The organism is Rhodococcus sp. MTM3W5.2 (assembly GCF_001984015.1).
Lineage (GTDB): Bacteria > Actinomycetota > Actinomycetes > Mycobacteriales > Mycobacteriaceae > Rhodococcus_G > Rhodococcus_G oryzae.
Window position 1 is genome coordinate 815,595 of the sequence record NZ_CP019572.1, and the last position, 14,058, is coordinate 829,652.

Annotated in this window: 12 protein-coding genes and 1 pseudogene; 8 read left to right on the top strand and 5 right to left on the bottom strand. The window is 69.0% G+C overall.

The window, feature by feature from the left end:
• A pseudogene (locus BTZ20_RS03830) lies at positions 1 to 1,858 on the top strand (ABC transporter permease subunit).
• A complete protein-coding gene (locus BTZ20_RS03835; protein ID WP_077040439.1) occupies positions 1,855 to 2,595 on the top strand; it encodes an ABC transporter ATP-binding protein in 741 nt (246 codons plus the stop codon). Before BTZ20_RS03830 ends, BTZ20_RS03835 begins: the two are co-directional and overlap by 4 nt.
• Before the next feature lie 43 nt (positions 2,596 to 2,638).
• On the opposite strand, the gene BTZ20_RS03840 is transcribed toward BTZ20_RS03835, so the two are convergent.
• Together BTZ20_RS03840 and BTZ20_RS03845 are read right to left on the bottom strand one after the other, a co-directional pair.
• The gene (locus tag BTZ20_RS03840) at positions 2,639 to 2,923 is read right to left on the bottom strand and encodes a putative quinol monooxygenase (RefSeq protein ID WP_077040440.1); all 285 of its coding nucleotides are present in this window, start codon (positions 2,921 to 2,923) and stop codon (positions 2,639 to 2,641) included.
• Between the two features lie 29 nt (positions 2,924 to 2,952).
• Positions 2,953 to 3,504 carry a nuclear transport factor 2 family protein gene (locus BTZ20_RS03845; RefSeq protein WP_077040441.1) on the bottom strand — a complete coding sequence of 184 codons (552 nt, stop codon included), beginning with the start codon at positions 3,502 to 3,504 and terminating at the stop codon, positions 2,953 to 2,955.
• Positions 3,505 to 3,656: 152 nt separating this feature from the next.
• Between BTZ20_RS03845 and BTZ20_RS03850 the strand changes: the two genes are divergently transcribed.
• Entirely contained in the window at positions 3,657 to 4,457 is an 801-nt protein-coding gene (locus BTZ20_RS03850) for a mycofactocin-coupled SDR family oxidoreductase (protein ID WP_077040442.1), read from the top strand.
• A 2-nt stretch (positions 4,458 to 4,459) separates the two neighbouring features.
• Positions 4,460 to 5,314: a mycofactocin-coupled SDR family oxidoreductase gene (locus BTZ20_RS03855; protein ID WP_077040443.1), complete on the top strand. Its 855-nt coding sequence runs from the start codon at positions 4,460 to 4,462 to the stop codon at positions 5,312 to 5,314.
• A 68-nt stretch (positions 5,315 to 5,382) separates the two neighbouring features.
• On the opposite strand, the gene BTZ20_RS03860 is transcribed toward BTZ20_RS03855, so the two are convergent.
• Positions 5,383 to 6,138, bottom strand: coding sequence for an FAD-binding oxidoreductase (locus tag BTZ20_RS03860; protein WP_077040444.1), 756 nt, complete (start codon positions 6,136 to 6,138; stop codon positions 5,383 to 5,385).
• Positions 6,139 to 6,282: 144 nt separating this feature from the next.
• On the opposite strand from BTZ20_RS03860, the gene BTZ20_RS03865 reads away from it, so the two are divergent.
• The 3 genes from BTZ20_RS03865 (at position 6,283) to clpB (ending at position 11,277) form a co-directional block, all read left to right on the top strand.
• Positions 6,283 to 7,860 (top strand): AMP-binding protein, encoded by a 1,578-nt coding sequence (locus BTZ20_RS03865; protein ID WP_077040445.1) that lies wholly within the window; start codon positions 6,283 to 6,285, stop codon positions 7,858 to 7,860.
• 27 nt (positions 7,861 to 7,887) lie between these two features.
• The gene (locus tag BTZ20_RS03870) at positions 7,888 to 8,583 is read left to right on the top strand and encodes an alpha/beta fold hydrolase (protein WP_077040446.1); all 696 of its coding nucleotides are present in this window, start codon (positions 7,888 to 7,890) and stop codon (positions 8,581 to 8,583) included.
• 141 nt (positions 8,584 to 8,724) lie between these two features.
• A complete protein-coding gene (gene clpB, locus BTZ20_RS03875; RefSeq protein ID WP_077040447.1) occupies positions 8,725 to 11,277 on the top strand; it encodes an ATP-dependent chaperone ClpB in 2,553 nt (850 codons plus the stop codon).
• Positions 11,278 to 11,469: 192 nt separating this feature from the next.
• Here the strand turns inward: clpB and BTZ20_RS03880 are convergent, their stop codons facing one another.
• The gene (locus tag BTZ20_RS03880) at positions 11,470 to 12,147 is read right to left on the bottom strand and encodes an MspA family porin (RefSeq protein ID WP_077040448.1); all 678 of its coding nucleotides are present in this window, start codon (positions 12,145 to 12,147) and stop codon (positions 11,470 to 11,472) included.
• A 98-nt stretch (positions 12,148 to 12,245) separates the two neighbouring features.
• Complete coding sequence (locus BTZ20_RS03885) at positions 12,246 to 12,917, bottom strand: MspA family porin (RefSeq protein WP_077040449.1); 672 nt, start codon at positions 12,915 to 12,917, stop codon at positions 12,246 to 12,248.
• A gap of 303 nt (positions 12,918 to 13,220) precedes the next feature.
• Between BTZ20_RS03885 and BTZ20_RS03890 the strand changes: the two genes are divergently transcribed.
• On the top strand, positions 13,221 to 13,961 hold the full coding sequence (locus tag BTZ20_RS03890) for a FadR/GntR family transcriptional regulator (RefSeq protein WP_223263621.1): 741 nt from the start codon (positions 13,221 to 13,223) through the stop codon (positions 13,959 to 13,961).
• Positions 13,962 to 14,058 lie beyond the last annotated feature (97 nt).

Genomic DNA, 14,058 nt, shown 5'->3' on the forward strand with positions numbered 1-14,058 from the left:
ATGCAGATCTGGCGTTCCCTCCGGGCGGTACCGAGTTGGATCTATCCGCTCGCCCTCGCCGTCCTCGTGCTGTTCCTGCCCGCGCTCGGGCTCGACTTCGCGATGACCAGGCAGGTGCAGCTCGCCTGCATCCTCGCCTTGGTGGTCAGCGGCCTGAGCCTGAGTCTCGGCTACGCCGGCGAACTGGCGCTCGGTCAGGCGGCGATGTATGCGGCTGGTGCGTACACCGCAGGCCTGATGTCCATCGCGGGCCACACCGACATCGTTCTGCAACTCGTCGCGGCGGGCCTGGTCGCGCTGGTGGTCGGCATCGTGACCGGCATTCCCGGTCTGCGACTGGGCAGTTGGTCGCTCGCGATGACCTCGTTCTTTCTCGTGCTGCTCGTGCCCGACATCATCGCGGTGTTCGGGAAGACCACCGGTGGGCGAGGAGGGCTCACCGGCATCGAGCCTGCCACCCTGTTCGGCCACGTGCTCGATCCCGAGAACAACGAGTTCTATCTGGTGGTCGTCGTGGTGACGATCGCGTGGTTCGCGGTGATGCGCAACCTCGTGGTATCCAGGCACGGCATCGCGTTCCGCACCCTCAAGCAGAGCCCGGTGCTGGCGTCGTCGGTCGGTGTCTCGGTGTTCCGGATGAAGCTGCTCGGCTACGCGATCGGCGCCCTTCCTGCCGGGCTCGCGGGCGCGCTGTTCGCGAACATCGACATGTTCGTCTCGCCGGAGGCATTCGGGTTCGTCTTCGCCACAGCGGTTCTCGCGGCCTGCATCCTCGGTGGTGCCGCGAGCGTCTACGGCGCGGTGATCGGTGCGGCGATCATCCAGTTCGGCCCCAACCAGGCCGCGGACTTCCAGGAGTACGCACTGGTCTTCTACGGCGGATTCCTCATCGTCGGCGGTGTGCTGCTCAGCGGCGGTCTGGCGAAGCTCGGGAAGGCGGCGATGGCGCGGCTGGACCGGGCGGCGGGACTGACAGGTGTGCACGCGGCCGACCCCGTGGCCGAAGGAACGAGGCCGGCCGTCGATCCGATCGTGGGCGAGCGCCTGGTCGTGGACGGCATCGCCAAGGCGTTCGGTGGCAACCAGGCCCTCAATGGGGCCTCGCTGACCGCCGAGCCGGGTCAGGTGACCGCGCTGATCGGGCCGAACGGGTCGGGCAAGACCACCATGCTGAACATGATCTGCGGGTTCTACAAGCCGGATACCGGCCGGATCCTGGTTGGCGACAACGAGGTCCAGGGGCAGGCTCCCGATCGGGTGGCCCGGGTCGGGGTCGCACGGACCTTCCAGACCCGAACATCCCGGAGCACATCACGGTGCTGGAGGCGGTGGCCTCCGGTCGGTACAGCACCGATCGGGTGTCGATGGTCGCCACAGTGCTGCGGCTGCCCAACTACCGCAGGGTGCGCGCCGCCGACCTCGCCGAGGCGCAGCGCGCCCTCGAGATGGTCGGGATGTCGCACCTGCGCGACGAGACCGCCACCGCGCTGCCGCTCGGCATGCGCAGGCTCCTCGAGGTCGCACGGTCCGTGGTCGCCAGGCCCGAGTGCTGTTGCTCGACGAGGTGGCCTCCGGCCTGGACGAGAACGAGGTCGAGCGGCTCGCGGACCTGATCCGCGACCTGCGCGACGCAGGCGCCACGGTGGTGTTGGTGGAGCACAACTTCCGGCTCGTCCTCGAACTCGCCAACCGCATCGTGGTGCTCGCCCAGGGCGCCGTCATCGCGGACGGCAGCCCGGCCGAGATCGAGCAGAACCCGAGGGTGCTCAGCGAGTACCTCGGCGTCAGCGTCGAGGAGACCGGTGCTCGCACCATCGCCGACGAAGAGGCCGCCATCTCAGAAGAGGTGAAGTCATGACTGTCACTGCCACGAAACCGCTTCTGAGCGTGCGGAACCTGGAGTCCGGATACGGCGACCTGCGGGTGGTCTGGGATGTCTCGCTCGACGTCTGGCCCGGCAAGGTGACCGCTCTGCTCGGTCGCAACGGCGCGGGCAAGACCAGCACCCTGCGCGCCATCTCCGGTCTGAACAAGGTCTCGGCGGGCTCCGTCGAGTTCGACGGGCAGGACATCTCCAAGGTCCCGGCCCACCAGCGGGTGCGACGCGGGATCGCCTATGTCCAGGAGGGCAAGCGGGTCTTCCACCGCCAGACCGTCGAGCAGAACCTGATTCTCGGCGGCTACGTCCGCAAGATGCGGCGGTCCGCGCTCAAACAGGAGGTCGCGCGGATCTACGACCTGTTCCCGATCCTCGGCGAGAAGCGCGGCCTGCTGGCCGGCTCGATGTCGGGTGGCCAGCAACAGATGCTGGCCATCGGGCAGGCGCTGATGGCAGAGCCCACCTTGCTGCTCCTCGACGAGCCGTCCGGCGGCCTGGCGCCGGTGATCGTCAACGAGGTGATGGAGCGGGTGAGCGTGCTCAAGGAGGCCGGGCTTGCGCTGCTGCTCGTCGAGCAGGCGGTCGAGGCGGCGATGAGCGTGGCCGACCACGTCACCGTGCTCGACATCGGACGGGTGGTGATGGACGCCGACGCCGGTGACATCGACGACCTCGCTGTGCTGCGGGACGCGTACTTCGGGCGGGTCGGCGGGTAGTACTCACGCCGACCGCGCCCCTAGGGTGCGGTCGGCGCGAGGATCAGGTCAACGCGGACGCGTGGTTGGACTCCCAGAGCTCGATCACCGGTCCGAACTCGGCCAGGAACGCGGCGACGTGCGGTGTGGAGCCGTGGTCGTCGAGCGCCTGACGCGTCTGCCAGTGCTCGAAGCACAGGAACAGCGACGGATCGTCGTGATCGCGGTAGAACTCGTACGTGACGCAACCGGGCTCGGCGAGCGTCGGCTCGACCAGTGCGAGCATGGCGAGCGCCGCGCGATCGGCCGCGTCCGGTGCGACCTTCACGCGGATGAAAGCGGTGTGCACGGTGTGCCTTTCGGGTCGTCGGGGTGATCTCAGGCGGAGACGTGGACCATGTCCACGTACTTGCGCGGCAGGTCCTCGAACGCGATCTTCGTGACGCTCACCGGGCCGGATTGGTAGGAGTCCTCGCCGCCGATGAGCCCGTCGGCGTCCACCGGCCACAGGATCAGCTGTCGGTTCACCACCAGGTAGTCGGCACTCTCGTCGTCGACCTCGATGCCGACCGATGCGGCATATGCGCCGGGGTAGATCTGCTTGAGGAAGCCCTCGGTGACCACGCAGTGGTCGTCCACGACGAGCCGATCCAGCGCGAACTCGAGCACATTCGTCTGGGTCCCGATGAACCAGCTGTAGTACGTCCGAACGGCGTCCGTTCCCTTGGGGCCGACATCCTTTCCGCCGTTCCAGAAGTGGTAGGCGGGGTCAGGGGCGAGGGTGCCCATCAGCCGGTCGAGGTCGGGCTTCTCCTCGGCCTGCATGTGCTCCAGGACGGCGCCGAGCACCACGCGATGTCGCGGGTCTGTCGTGTCGGCCAGTCGGCTCTGCAGCATCTCCCAGGTGCGGGTCGGATCGATGATCGCCATGCGGGTCTCCAATCGTCGGGTCGATCGAATCCTGCCCCTGACACCCGCCGCGACAGGCGGAGTTCGTGCAGACCTCCCGCTGCGCGGGAGAGCTTGTGTCAGCCCTGCGGAGTGCCCCTTAGCGTCGGCTGCAGACGTGGAAGGAGACACCGATGTCTCGTATGGCGGGCAAGGTCGCGCTCATCACCGGCGCCGGTAACGGAATGGGGCGCAGCCATGCGGTCCGTCTCGCCGAGGAGGGCGCGGACATCATCGCGCTCGACCTCCCCGGCGCGTCGGCCGACCTGGCCGAGACCGCCCGGCTGGTTGGCGAGGCGGGGCGGCGTGCGGCGGTAGGGGCAGCGGACGTCCGCGACCTCGCCGCGGTGCAGGCGGGCGTGGACGCGGGCGTGGCCGAGCTGGGCCGGCTCGATGTCGTGGTCGCCAATGCGGGCGTCTGTGACAACCCGGGCCCGGCGTGGACCATCGACGCCCCGGTGTGGCAGCGCTCCCTGGACATCAACCTGACCGGCGTCTGGCACACGGTGAAGGCCGCGGCCCCGTCGATCGGTGCCGACGGCGGGTCGGTCGTCATCGTCAGCTCGACCGCGGGCATGAAGGCCGTCGCGGGCGCCGCCCACTACTCGGCGAGCAAGCACGCGGTGATCGGACTCATGCGGACCCTCGCAAACGAGCTGGGGCCGAGGTCGATTCGCGTCAACGCCCTGTTGCCCGGCGCGGTCGGTACCGCGATGACGCTGAACCCCGCGACCTTCGCCCGGCTCCGGCCCGACCTGGCGGACCCCACCGCGGAGGACGTGATGGAGGTGCTGGCGCGCAACCATCTGCTGCCGGTGCCGTGGGTGGAATCCGCCGACGTCAGCAACGCCCTGCTCTTCCTGGTATCCGACGAAGCCCGGTACATCACCGGAACCGAGCTGGTGGTCGACGCCGGCCTGACTCAGAAGGTGTGACGATGACGCGAGCGGGGACTACTCCGAGCGGACGGGTGGCGGGCAGGGTCGCGCTGGTGACCGGGGCCGCGCGGGGCATCGGCCGCGCGCAGGCGCTGCGGTTCGCGCAGGAGGGCGCCGACGTGATCGCCGTCGACCTGTGCGGGCCGATCGACACGGTGGTCACACCGCCGTCGAGCGCGGCGGACCTCGCCGAGACCGCGGCACTCGTGCGCGAAACGGGCGGGCGGATAGAGACTTTCGAGGTGGACGTGCGCGATCGGGCGGCGCTGTCGTCGGCGGTGGACGCCGGCGTCGCGGCGTTCGGCGGCCTCGACATCGTCTGCGCCACCGCGGGGATCACCTCCTCGGCCCCGGCGCTCGATCTCGACGAGCAGACCTGGAACACCATGCTCGACGTCAACCTGACCGGGGTGTGGCAGACGTGCGCGGTGGCGGCGCCGCACCTGATCGAGCGGGGCGGCGGGTCGATGATCCTCACCAGCTCGATCGCAGGGCTGCGCGGCCTGGTCGGCGTCGCCCATTACACCGCCGCCAAGCACGGCGTCGTCGGGCTGATGCGTTCGATGGCAAAGGAATTGGCGCCGCACCAGGTCCGGGTCAACACCGTGCACCCCACCAACGTCGACACCCCGATGATCCAGAACGACGCGGTGCGCGCGAAGTTCCGCCCCGATCTCGACCGGCCGCCGACGCGCGAGGAGTTCGCCGAGTCGGCCGCGACGATGAACATGCTCGCGATCCCGTGGATCGAACCGGTGGACGTCGCGAATGCCGCGCTGTTCCTGGCGTCCGACGAGGCGCGCTACATCACCTCGGTGTCCCTCCCGGTCGACGCGGGCAGCACCAGGCGCTAGGCGGCTCCGCCGCCCGTGAGTCTTTCTGGTCCCTACGGGGGCCAGAAAGACTCACAGGCGCGGAGCGCCTATTCGAACTGGATCGCGCCCGCGGGGGTTCCGCTGTCGATGAGCGAGCGCAGGGTGAAGCGCACCATGGCGGGGGAGCCGCAGACCAGCACCTGGTGGTCGGTGTAGGCGCCGTACGAGCTGACGACCTCGGCCAGCGTGCCCGCGATGAGGTCGTCGGGGCCGAAGCCGATGTCGACGCGGGTCCGGTCGTACCACTCGTCGGCCCACTCGGGGTCCTGCACGTCCTCGACGACCGGCACCACGGTCAGCCAGTCCAGCTGCTGGGCCAGGATCCACAGCATGTCCGAGCCGTAGAGGTCGCGGGGATGACGGCCGCCGATGAACAGGTACACCCGCGGCGGCCTCGGGCGCCGCGCGAGCTCCAGGATGATCGAGCGGAACGGGGCGAGTCCGGTGCCGCCTGCGACCATCACGACGTCCCGGCCGGAATCGTCCACCGACAGGCGTCCGCTCGGTTCGCTGATCTGCCACTGGTCGCCGGGGGCGGTGTCGCCGACGATCGCGCCGCTGATCCAGCCGGCGGGCACCGTCCGGACGTGGAACTCGAGCTTCCCGTCGAGCGAGGGCGGCAGGGCGGGCGAGTAGCGCCGCGAGACCCGCGGGTTCTGCGGCACGGTGACCGAGACCGACTGTCCCGCGGTGAACGGGACGAACTCGCCCTCCAGTCGCACCACCGCGAGATCGGTTCGCAGACGGTGGTGCTCCACCACCGTCGCGGTCCACACCTGCTGTTCGACACCCGTGTTCTGCATGCCCAGAGGGTATCGCGACGGGGTTGGCACCTGCACAAATGCAATTGCCACTAGAACATGTGTCAGTTTGCGTTCTAATGTGAGGCGTGCCACGTGCACGGCCGCGGCCCGCCAGCCGTGACCCCCAGTCAGAGCGGAGAAGAAATGACCACCGACGAGCTCGCCGACCTGCACCGCCCGCAGTACACCGCGGACCTGCTGATCACTGCGCTGGAGCGCAACGCGGACCGCCCCGCCCTCTATCTCGGGGACGTGGTGCTCACCGGTGGGCAGATGCGCGACCAGATCAGCTGCTTCGTGCAGGCTCTGCAGTCCCTCGGCATCGGCACGGGCTCCACCGTCGCGATGCTGTCGAAGAACCGTCCCGAGGTGCTCATCAGCGTCGGGTCCACGATGATCCTCGGCTGCCGCAACACCGCGCTGGCGCCGATGGGATCGCTCGACGATCACCGCTACATCCTCGAGGATTCCGAGATCGAGACGCTGATCTTCGATCCCACCGCCTTCGAGGGGCGCGCGGCGGAGCTCAAGGCCTCGGTGCCGTCGCTGAAGAACTTCTTCTCTCTCGGCCCGTCCGAGGTGGGGGTCGACCTGCTGGCCCTGGTGGGCGATTTCGTCCCCGGACCGCTGGTCGCCGCGAAGGTGGCCGGTTCCGACCCGAGCAGCATCGTCTACACCGGAGGCACCACCGGCAAGCCCAAGGGCGTGATCAACACGTTCCAGTCGGGCGTGACGCTGCCGCAGATCCAGATGGCCGAGTGGCAGTGGCCCGACGAGATGCGATTCCTCGCCTGCACCCCGCTCTCGCACGCGGGCATGGCGTTCTTCGTGCCGACGCTGATGCGCGGTGGCGCGCTGGTGGTGCTGCCCGCCTTCGAGCCGGGCGCCGTCCTCGAGGCGATCGAGAAGCACAAGATCACCGTGACGATGCTCGTGCCGACGATGATCTACATGCTGCTCGACCATCCGGACCTGGCCAAGCGGGACCTCTCCAGCCTGCAGACGCTGTACTACGGCGCGGCGGCCATGTCGCCCACGCGCCTGGTCGAGGGCATCGAGAAGCTGGGCCCGATCTTCTTCCAGTACTTCGGTCAGTCCGAGTGCGGCATGACCATCACCGTGATGCGCAAGGAGGAGCACGACCCCGCCAACCTCGAGCGGCTGGCCTCCTGTGGGCGTCCGGTGCCGTGGCTGGACGTGCGCCTGCTCGACGACGACCTGAACGAGGTGCCCCGCGGCGAGCTCGGCGAGATCTGCGTGCGCGGCCCGCTGGTGATGCAGGGCTACTGGAAGAAGCCGGCGGAGACCGCCGAGGCGCTGCGCGGCGGCTGGCTGCACACCGGTGACGTCGCCCGTGCGGACAAGGACGGCTTCCTGTACATCGTCGACCGCAAGAAGGACATGATCATCACCGGCGGCTTCAACGTCTTCCCCCGGGAGATCGAGGACGTCATCTCCGGTCATCCTGCGGTCGCCTCGGTCGCGGTTGTCGGTGTGCCGGACGAGAAGTGGGGCGAGGCCGTCAAGGCGTGCGTTGTGCTGCGCGAGGGTGCGACGGTCGAGGTCGCCGAGCTGGTCGAGCGGGTGAAGGCCGCCAAGGGTGCGGTGCACGCGCCCAAGACGATCGACTTCGTCGACGCGCTCCCGCTGACCCCGCTGGGCAAGCTGGACAAGAAGGCGCTGCGGGCGCGCTACTGGGAGGGCGCGGCGCGCGCCGTGTAGCGGCGATCGCGGGCGTAGCGTCGGCCCATGGCCACCTACGTCCTGATCCCCGGAGCCGGATCCGACTCGTCGTACTGGCAGTTCGTGGCGCCGCTGCTGCGCGCTGCCGGGCACGACGTGGTGACTCCGGACCTGCCGTGCGACGACGATTCGGCCGGGCTCGCGGAGTACACCGACGTGGTGGTCGACGCGATCGGCGACCGCACCGGGCTGATCCTGGTGGCGCAGTCGATGGCCGGGTTCACCGCGCCGCTGATCTGCGAGCGGGTGCCGGTGTCGCTGATGGTGCTGGTCGCGGCGATGGTCCCGGTTCCTGGGGAGGCGCCGGGCGACTGGTGGGCGAACACCGGGCAGCGGGCCGCCCGCCGCGCGCAGGACGTGGCGGACGGCCGTGACCCCGACGCCGAGTTCGATCCGGTCTCGGTCTTTCTGCACGACGTGCCGCCGGAGCTGATCCCGGCGGTGATGGCCGGCGGGGCGCGGGAACAGTCCGAGACGCCGTTCCGCGCGCCCTGGCCGCTGCCTGCATGGCCGGACGTGCCGACGCGGTTCCTGCTGTGCCGCCAGGACCGCCTGTTCCCCGCGGCGTTCCAGCGCCGGGTGGTGCGGGACCGGCTCGGGATCACGCCCGACGAGATGGACAGCGGCCACCTGCCCGCGCTGGCGCACCCGGCGGAGCTGGTGGAGCGGCTCGAGCGGTACCGCGTCGGCCTCGGGCTGTGACCAGCGCCACCACAACAGCCCCAAGATTCTCAAACTTGAGCGGAACAGACTCAACCTTCAGGGCGTTGGAACATGTGACAACGCCGAGTGGCCCTGCATAGGCTCGATGGCGACGACCGACGTCTTCCGAAGGGGTGACCAGTGGATTCGTTTTCTCCGACCACCAAGACTCAGGCGGCACTGACCGCCGCTTTGCAGTCTGCTTCCGCCGCGGGCAACCCGGACATCCGTCCGGCGCACCTGCTCGCCGCGCTGCTCGATCAGACCGACGGCATCGCCGCCCCGCTGCTCAAGGCGGTGGGCGTCGACCCGACCGCCGTGCACCGCGAGGCCCAGGCGATGGTGGACCGGCTGCCACAGACGACCGGCGCGACCACCACGCCTCAGCTCGGCCGCGAGGCGCTCGCCGCGCTCACTGCCGCCCAGCACCTGGCCACCGAGCTCGACGACGAGTACGTCTCCACCGAGCACGTCCTGGTCGGCTTGGCCTCCGGGGACTCCGACGTCGCGAAACTCCTTGTCGGGCACGGGGCCACCCCGCAGGCGCTGCGCGAGGCCTTCACCGCCGTGCGCGGTAGCGCGCGCGTCACCAGCCCCGACCCCGAGGGCACGTACCAGGCGCTGGAGAAGTACAGCACCGACCTCACCGAGGCCGCGCGCGCAGGCAAGCTCGACCCGGTGATCGGCCGGGACACCGAGATCCGGCGCGTCGTACAGGTTCTCAGCCGCCGCACCAAGAACAACCCGGTGCTCATCGGCGAGCCCGGCGTCGGCAAGACCGCGATCGTCGAGGGTCTCGCCCAGCGCATCGTGGCGGGCGATGTCCCGGAGTCCTTGCGCGGCAAGACCGTCGTCTCGCTCGACCTCGGTTCGATGGTCGCGGGCGCCAAGTTCCGCGGCGAGTTCGAGGAGCGGCTCAAGGCCGTCCTCGACGACATCAAGAACTCGGCCGGTCAGGTGATCACCTTCATCGACGAGCTGCACACGATCGTCGGCGCGGGCGCGACCGGCGAGTCCGCCATGGACGCGGGCAACATGATCAAGCCGATGCTCGCCCGCGGCGAGCTGCGGATGGTCGGTGCCACCACCCTCGAGGAGTACCGCAAGTACATCGAGAAGGACGCCGCCCTGGAGCGCCGCTTCCAGCAGGTGCTGGTCGGGGAGCCGTCGGTGGAGGACACCGTCGGCATCCTGCGCGGCCTGAAGGAGCGCTACGAGGTGCACCACGGCGTGCGCATCACCGACTCGGCTCTCGTTGCGGCCGCAACACTCTCGGACCGTTACATCACCTCCCGGTTCCTGCCGGACAAGGCGATCGACCTGGTCGACGAGGCGGCGTCGCGGCTGCGCATGGAGATCGACTCCCGGCCCGTCGAGATCGACGAGGTCGAGCGCACGGTGCGGCGGCTCGAGATCGAGGAGATGGCGCTCGAGAAGGAGACCGACGAGGCGTCCAAGGCCCGGCTGGTCAAGCTGCGCCAGGAACTCGCCGACGACCGGGAGAAGCTGGGTCAGCTGAGCACCAGGTGGCAGAACGAGAAGCAGGCCATCGATTCCGTCCGCGAGATCAAGGAACAGCTCGAAGCGCTTCGCGGCGAGTCGGATCGGGCCGAGCGGGACGGCGACCTGGGCAAGGCGGCCGAACTGCGGTACGGCCGGATCCCGGAACTGGAGCGCAAGCTCGAGGCAGCGGTCGAGGCGTCCGGCGGCGCCAGCGACGGCGACGTGATGCTCAAGGAGGAGGTCGGGCCCGACGACGTCGCCGATGTCGTGTCCGCGTGGACCGGTATCCCGGCAGGCCGGATGATGGAGGGCGAGACCGCCAAGCTGCTCAGGATGGAGTCGGAGCTGGGCAAGCGAGTTGTCGGACAGGACGAAGCGGTGATCGCGGTGTCCGATGCCGTCCGTCGCGCGCGGGCCGGGGTCGCCGACCCGAACCGGCCGACCGGCTCGTTCCTGTTCCTCGGCCCGACCGGCGTCGGCAAGACCGAGCTGGCGAAGGCGTTGGCGGACTTCTTGTTCGACGACGAGCGGGCGATGGTCCGGATCGACATGTCCGAGTACAGCGAGAAGCACTCGGTTGCGCGACTGGTTGGTGCGCCTCCGGGGTACGTCGGCTACGACCAGGGCGGTCAGCTCACCGAGGCGGTCCGCAGGCGGCCGTACACGGTGGTGCTGTTCGACGAGGTCGAGAAGGCGCACCCGGACGTGTTCGACATCCTGCTGGCGGTGCTCGACGAGGGGCGCCTGACGGATGGTCAGGGCCGGACGGTCGACTTCCGCAACACCATCCTGATCCTCACCTCGAACCTGGGCGCCGGTGGCACCAGGGAGCAGGTGATGGACGCGGTGCGGCACGCGTTCAAGCCGGAATTCATCAACCGGCTCGACGACGTGGTGATCTTCGATCCGCTCTCGGAGCAGCAACTGGAGTCGATCGTCGACATCCAGCTCGGGCAGCTGGCGAAGCGGCTCGCGGCGCGCAGGTTGAGCCTCGAGGTGTCGGGGCCCGCGAAGGAATGGTTGGCGCACCGCGGATACGACCCGTTGTACGGGGCGCGGCCGCTGCGCCGGTTGATCCAGCAGGCGATCGGCGACCAGCTCGCGAAGCTGTTGCTGGCCGGTGAGATTCACGACGGCGACACTGTGCCGGTGAACGTCTCGGTCGACGGCGATTCGCTCGTCCTGGGATAGAGGTGTGACACACGACTGTGCGCGAGGTTCGAAGAGGAACCTCGCGCACAGTCGCGTTGTGGCCGGGTCGGTGGTGCCGCGACTCATGGGCCGGGGGCAGACCAGGAGCCGCGGCGCCGTCGAGCTCGGCGCCACCCGGGCCCGGTCGCGTGAGGGGCGCGGCCGAGTGGACCGGGTGCGTTGGGGGTGGGATCAGCCGATGCTGAAGGGCTGGCCCCACAGGGTGACGTTGCTGGTCACGCTGGCGGTGCTGACGGTGACCTTCACGTAGGAGCGGGCCTGCGCGTAGCCGGCGCAGCCCTCGACGCCGATGGTGGAGTCGGCCCAGGTGACGCTGCCGCTCTTGCCCTTGAATGTGTTGGCGCCGGTGTGCAGCTCGCCACCGAAGTCGTCGGCCTTCTCCAGGTCGAGGAGCTTGACGTTCTTGGCCTGGCCGGGAGCGATGGACAGGTTGCCCGCGCTCTTGGCGGTCTGCTTGGCGCTCTCGCCGTCCCAGTTGGAGGACATTCCGGTGTCGGCGCCGCCCTTGCCGCCCAGGGTCAGCTGGCAGGCCACCACGTAGCCGGGCTCGATCCGCCCGCCCTCGGCGCCTGCGCCGGACAGTTCGACCTTGGTGGAGCCGGAGACCCACACGTTGCGGTGCAGCGGGGTCGAGCCCATCGACGGGGAGATGTTGGCGGACTCGCCGGTGCGGCTGACCTTGACGACGGTGCCGTCGACGAGGGTCTCGGTGATCGAGCCGTCGGGCAGCGGGACGAAGGTGTCGGCGTTGGCCGCGCCCGCGGAGAAGAAGCCCAGGGCTATGGCGGCGGCGCTGCCTGCGCTCGCGATCTTGAGCCCGCGACGCAGGCCGGTGCTGTTGACGTTCATGAATTTTCCTCTGAGGGTTCAGGTATCGAGTTCAGGCGTGGACTGTGCGCGCGTTGTACCCCAGTCGGGGTGCAACACGCGCACGGGCGGCGGAGCCGCTATCCGATGCTGAAGGGCTGGCCGTACAGGGTGGTCTTGGAGTAGTCGTTGCCGACGATCTCGACCACCGTGTACGAGCGGGCCTGGGCGAAGCCGCCGCAGTTCTGGATCTCGAGCTGGGTGTCCTGGTACTGGACGGAGTACTTGCCGTTCTTCTTGATGTCCTTGCCCGCGACGTTCACGAACTTGACCTGACCCGCGGAGACCGGGACGGTCAGCGACCCCGAGACCGAGGGTCCCGAGAGGTCGATGCCTGCGCCGATGGAGCCGCCGAGTCCGGTGATGTCGACCTGGCAGCCGACGATGTAGCCGGTGCTGATCCGCGAGACCCCGTGCGTGGAGGAGTTGTTGGTGCCCTTGTCGTTGGTGGCGCCGTTGAACGGCCCCACCTCGCCTTCCTTGGTGATCCCGGTGACGTCCGCGGCGACGGTGCCCGAGACCCACGCGGTGCGGCCTGCGCCGTTGGCGGCCAGCGACGGGGAGATCAGGACGCTCTCGCCGGTGCGGGAGACGACCGCACCCGGTCCCGCCTTCTGCCCGTCGGGCAGCGGCACGAAGGTGTCGGCATGCGCCGCACCCGTCGACATCAGGCCGATCGCCAGTGCCGCGGCGGCGCCTGCGCCTGCCATACGGGCGCCACGGCGCAGGCCTGACTTGCGGATCTCGCTCATTCGTTCCCCTCTAGAGGTGGTCAGTGGTGGTCGGAAGCGGTGCACGGGACCGGAGGGCTGGTCAGATCGTGAGCCATGCTTCCGAACGCTGCGCCAAGAAACTATCCGCATCATTCGATTGAATGCAATGGACCACACCGAGGTAGAAATGAGACTCATCTCACACCGCGGGGTCGCGCCGAGCGAGGCTCGTACAGTGCAGGACGGCTGTCCAGATTGACCCCCAATCCTGCGAATCATCTGTAGGATTCGGCGCCTGGGGGTTTGTACGGAAGTGGCGGTTACGCAGGGGGCGGAGCGATGATGATGGACAGGGCGGATCGTCCGCAGAAGACGGCGATGATCATCGCCAGGCGGATCATTTCGGACATCGAGCGAGAGGGCCTGCGGCCCGGTGACCGGTTGCCGCCGGAGCGGGTGATGCTCGAGCAGTATCAGGTCGGCAGGGGCACGCTCCGCGAGTCGCTGCGATATCTCGAGTTGTCCGGTGCGCTCTCGATCAAGCCCGGACCGGGCGGGGGGCCGACGGTGCAGAAGCCCGACGGCTCCCACCTGATGACCGGCCTCGGTCTGTTGCTGCAGTTCGAGGAGTCGCCCTTCGGCACCATCGTGGAGGCGCGCGTCGGCCTCGAGCCGTTGATGGCGCGGATGGCGGCCGAGCACCGAACCGAGGAGCATCGCCGTGTCCTCGCCGAGTCGGTTCGTGCGATGGAGGAGCATCTCGACGATCTCGACGTGTTCCTTGCGGCGAACCGCCGATTCCACAACACCATCGCGTGGGCGTCGGGGAACGCGCTGTATGGCTATCTGGTCGACGCCATGGACGGAGTCTTTGTCGGCGCTGGGGTCGGGGTCGCCTATTCGGAGCGGCTGCGGGCACGGGTGCTCGCGGACGATGTCGCGATCCTCACGGCCATCGCGGAGGGCGACCCTGACGCGGCCGAGGGGGCGATGCGGGCGCACGTCGCGCAGTGGACGGCCTACCTGCGGGACAACTTCTCCGGTGAGCTGTCGCGGCCGATCGCCTGGAATGTGATGCGGTAGCCACCGTCGTCTTCAGCGCGGTCTCAGGTTCCGCCTCTATCCTGACGGGTCGGACTGAATTGACCAGCGGCGGGACCCACGATCGCCCGCGCAGAGA

Bases quoted from the DNA above. Each gene is read 5' to 3' on its own strand.
- BTZ20_RS03850 (WP_077040442.1), top strand. From the start codon at position 3,657: ATGTCTCGTATGGCGGGCAAGGTCGCGCTCATCACCGGCGCCGGTAAC.
- BTZ20_RS03835 (WP_077040439.1), top strand. From the start codon at position 1,855: ATGACTGTCACTGCCACGAAACCGCTTCTGAGCGTGCGGAACCTGGAG.
- BTZ20_RS03855 (WP_077040443.1), top strand. From the start codon at position 4,460: ATGACGCGAGCGGGGACTACTCCGAGCGGACGGGTGGCGGGCAGGGTC.
- BTZ20_RS03885 (WP_077040449.1), bottom strand. From the start codon at position 12,917: ATGAGCGAGATCCGCAAGTCAGGCCTGCGCCGTGGCGCCCGTATGGCA.
- BTZ20_RS03870 (WP_077040446.1), top strand. From the start codon at position 7,888: ATGGCCACCTACGTCCTGATCCCCGGAGCCGGATCCGACTCGTCGTAC.
- BTZ20_RS03880 (WP_077040448.1), bottom strand. From the start codon at position 12,147: ATGAACGTCAACAGCACCGGCCTGCGTCGCGGGCTCAAGATCGCGAGC.
- BTZ20_RS03860 (WP_077040444.1), bottom strand. From the start codon at position 6,138: ATGCAGAACACGGGTGTCGAACAGCAGGTGTGGACCGCGACGGTGGTG.
- BTZ20_RS03890 (WP_223263621.1), top strand. From the start codon at position 13,221: ATGATGGACAGGGCGGATCGTCCGCAGAAGACGGCGATGATCATCGCC.
- BTZ20_RS03845 (WP_077040441.1), bottom strand. From the start codon at position 3,504: ATGGCGATCATCGATCCGACCCGCACCTGGGAGATGCTGCAGAGCCGA.
- BTZ20_RS03865 (WP_077040445.1), top strand. From the start codon at position 6,283: ATGACCACCGACGAGCTCGCCGACCTGCACCGCCCGCAGTACACCGCG.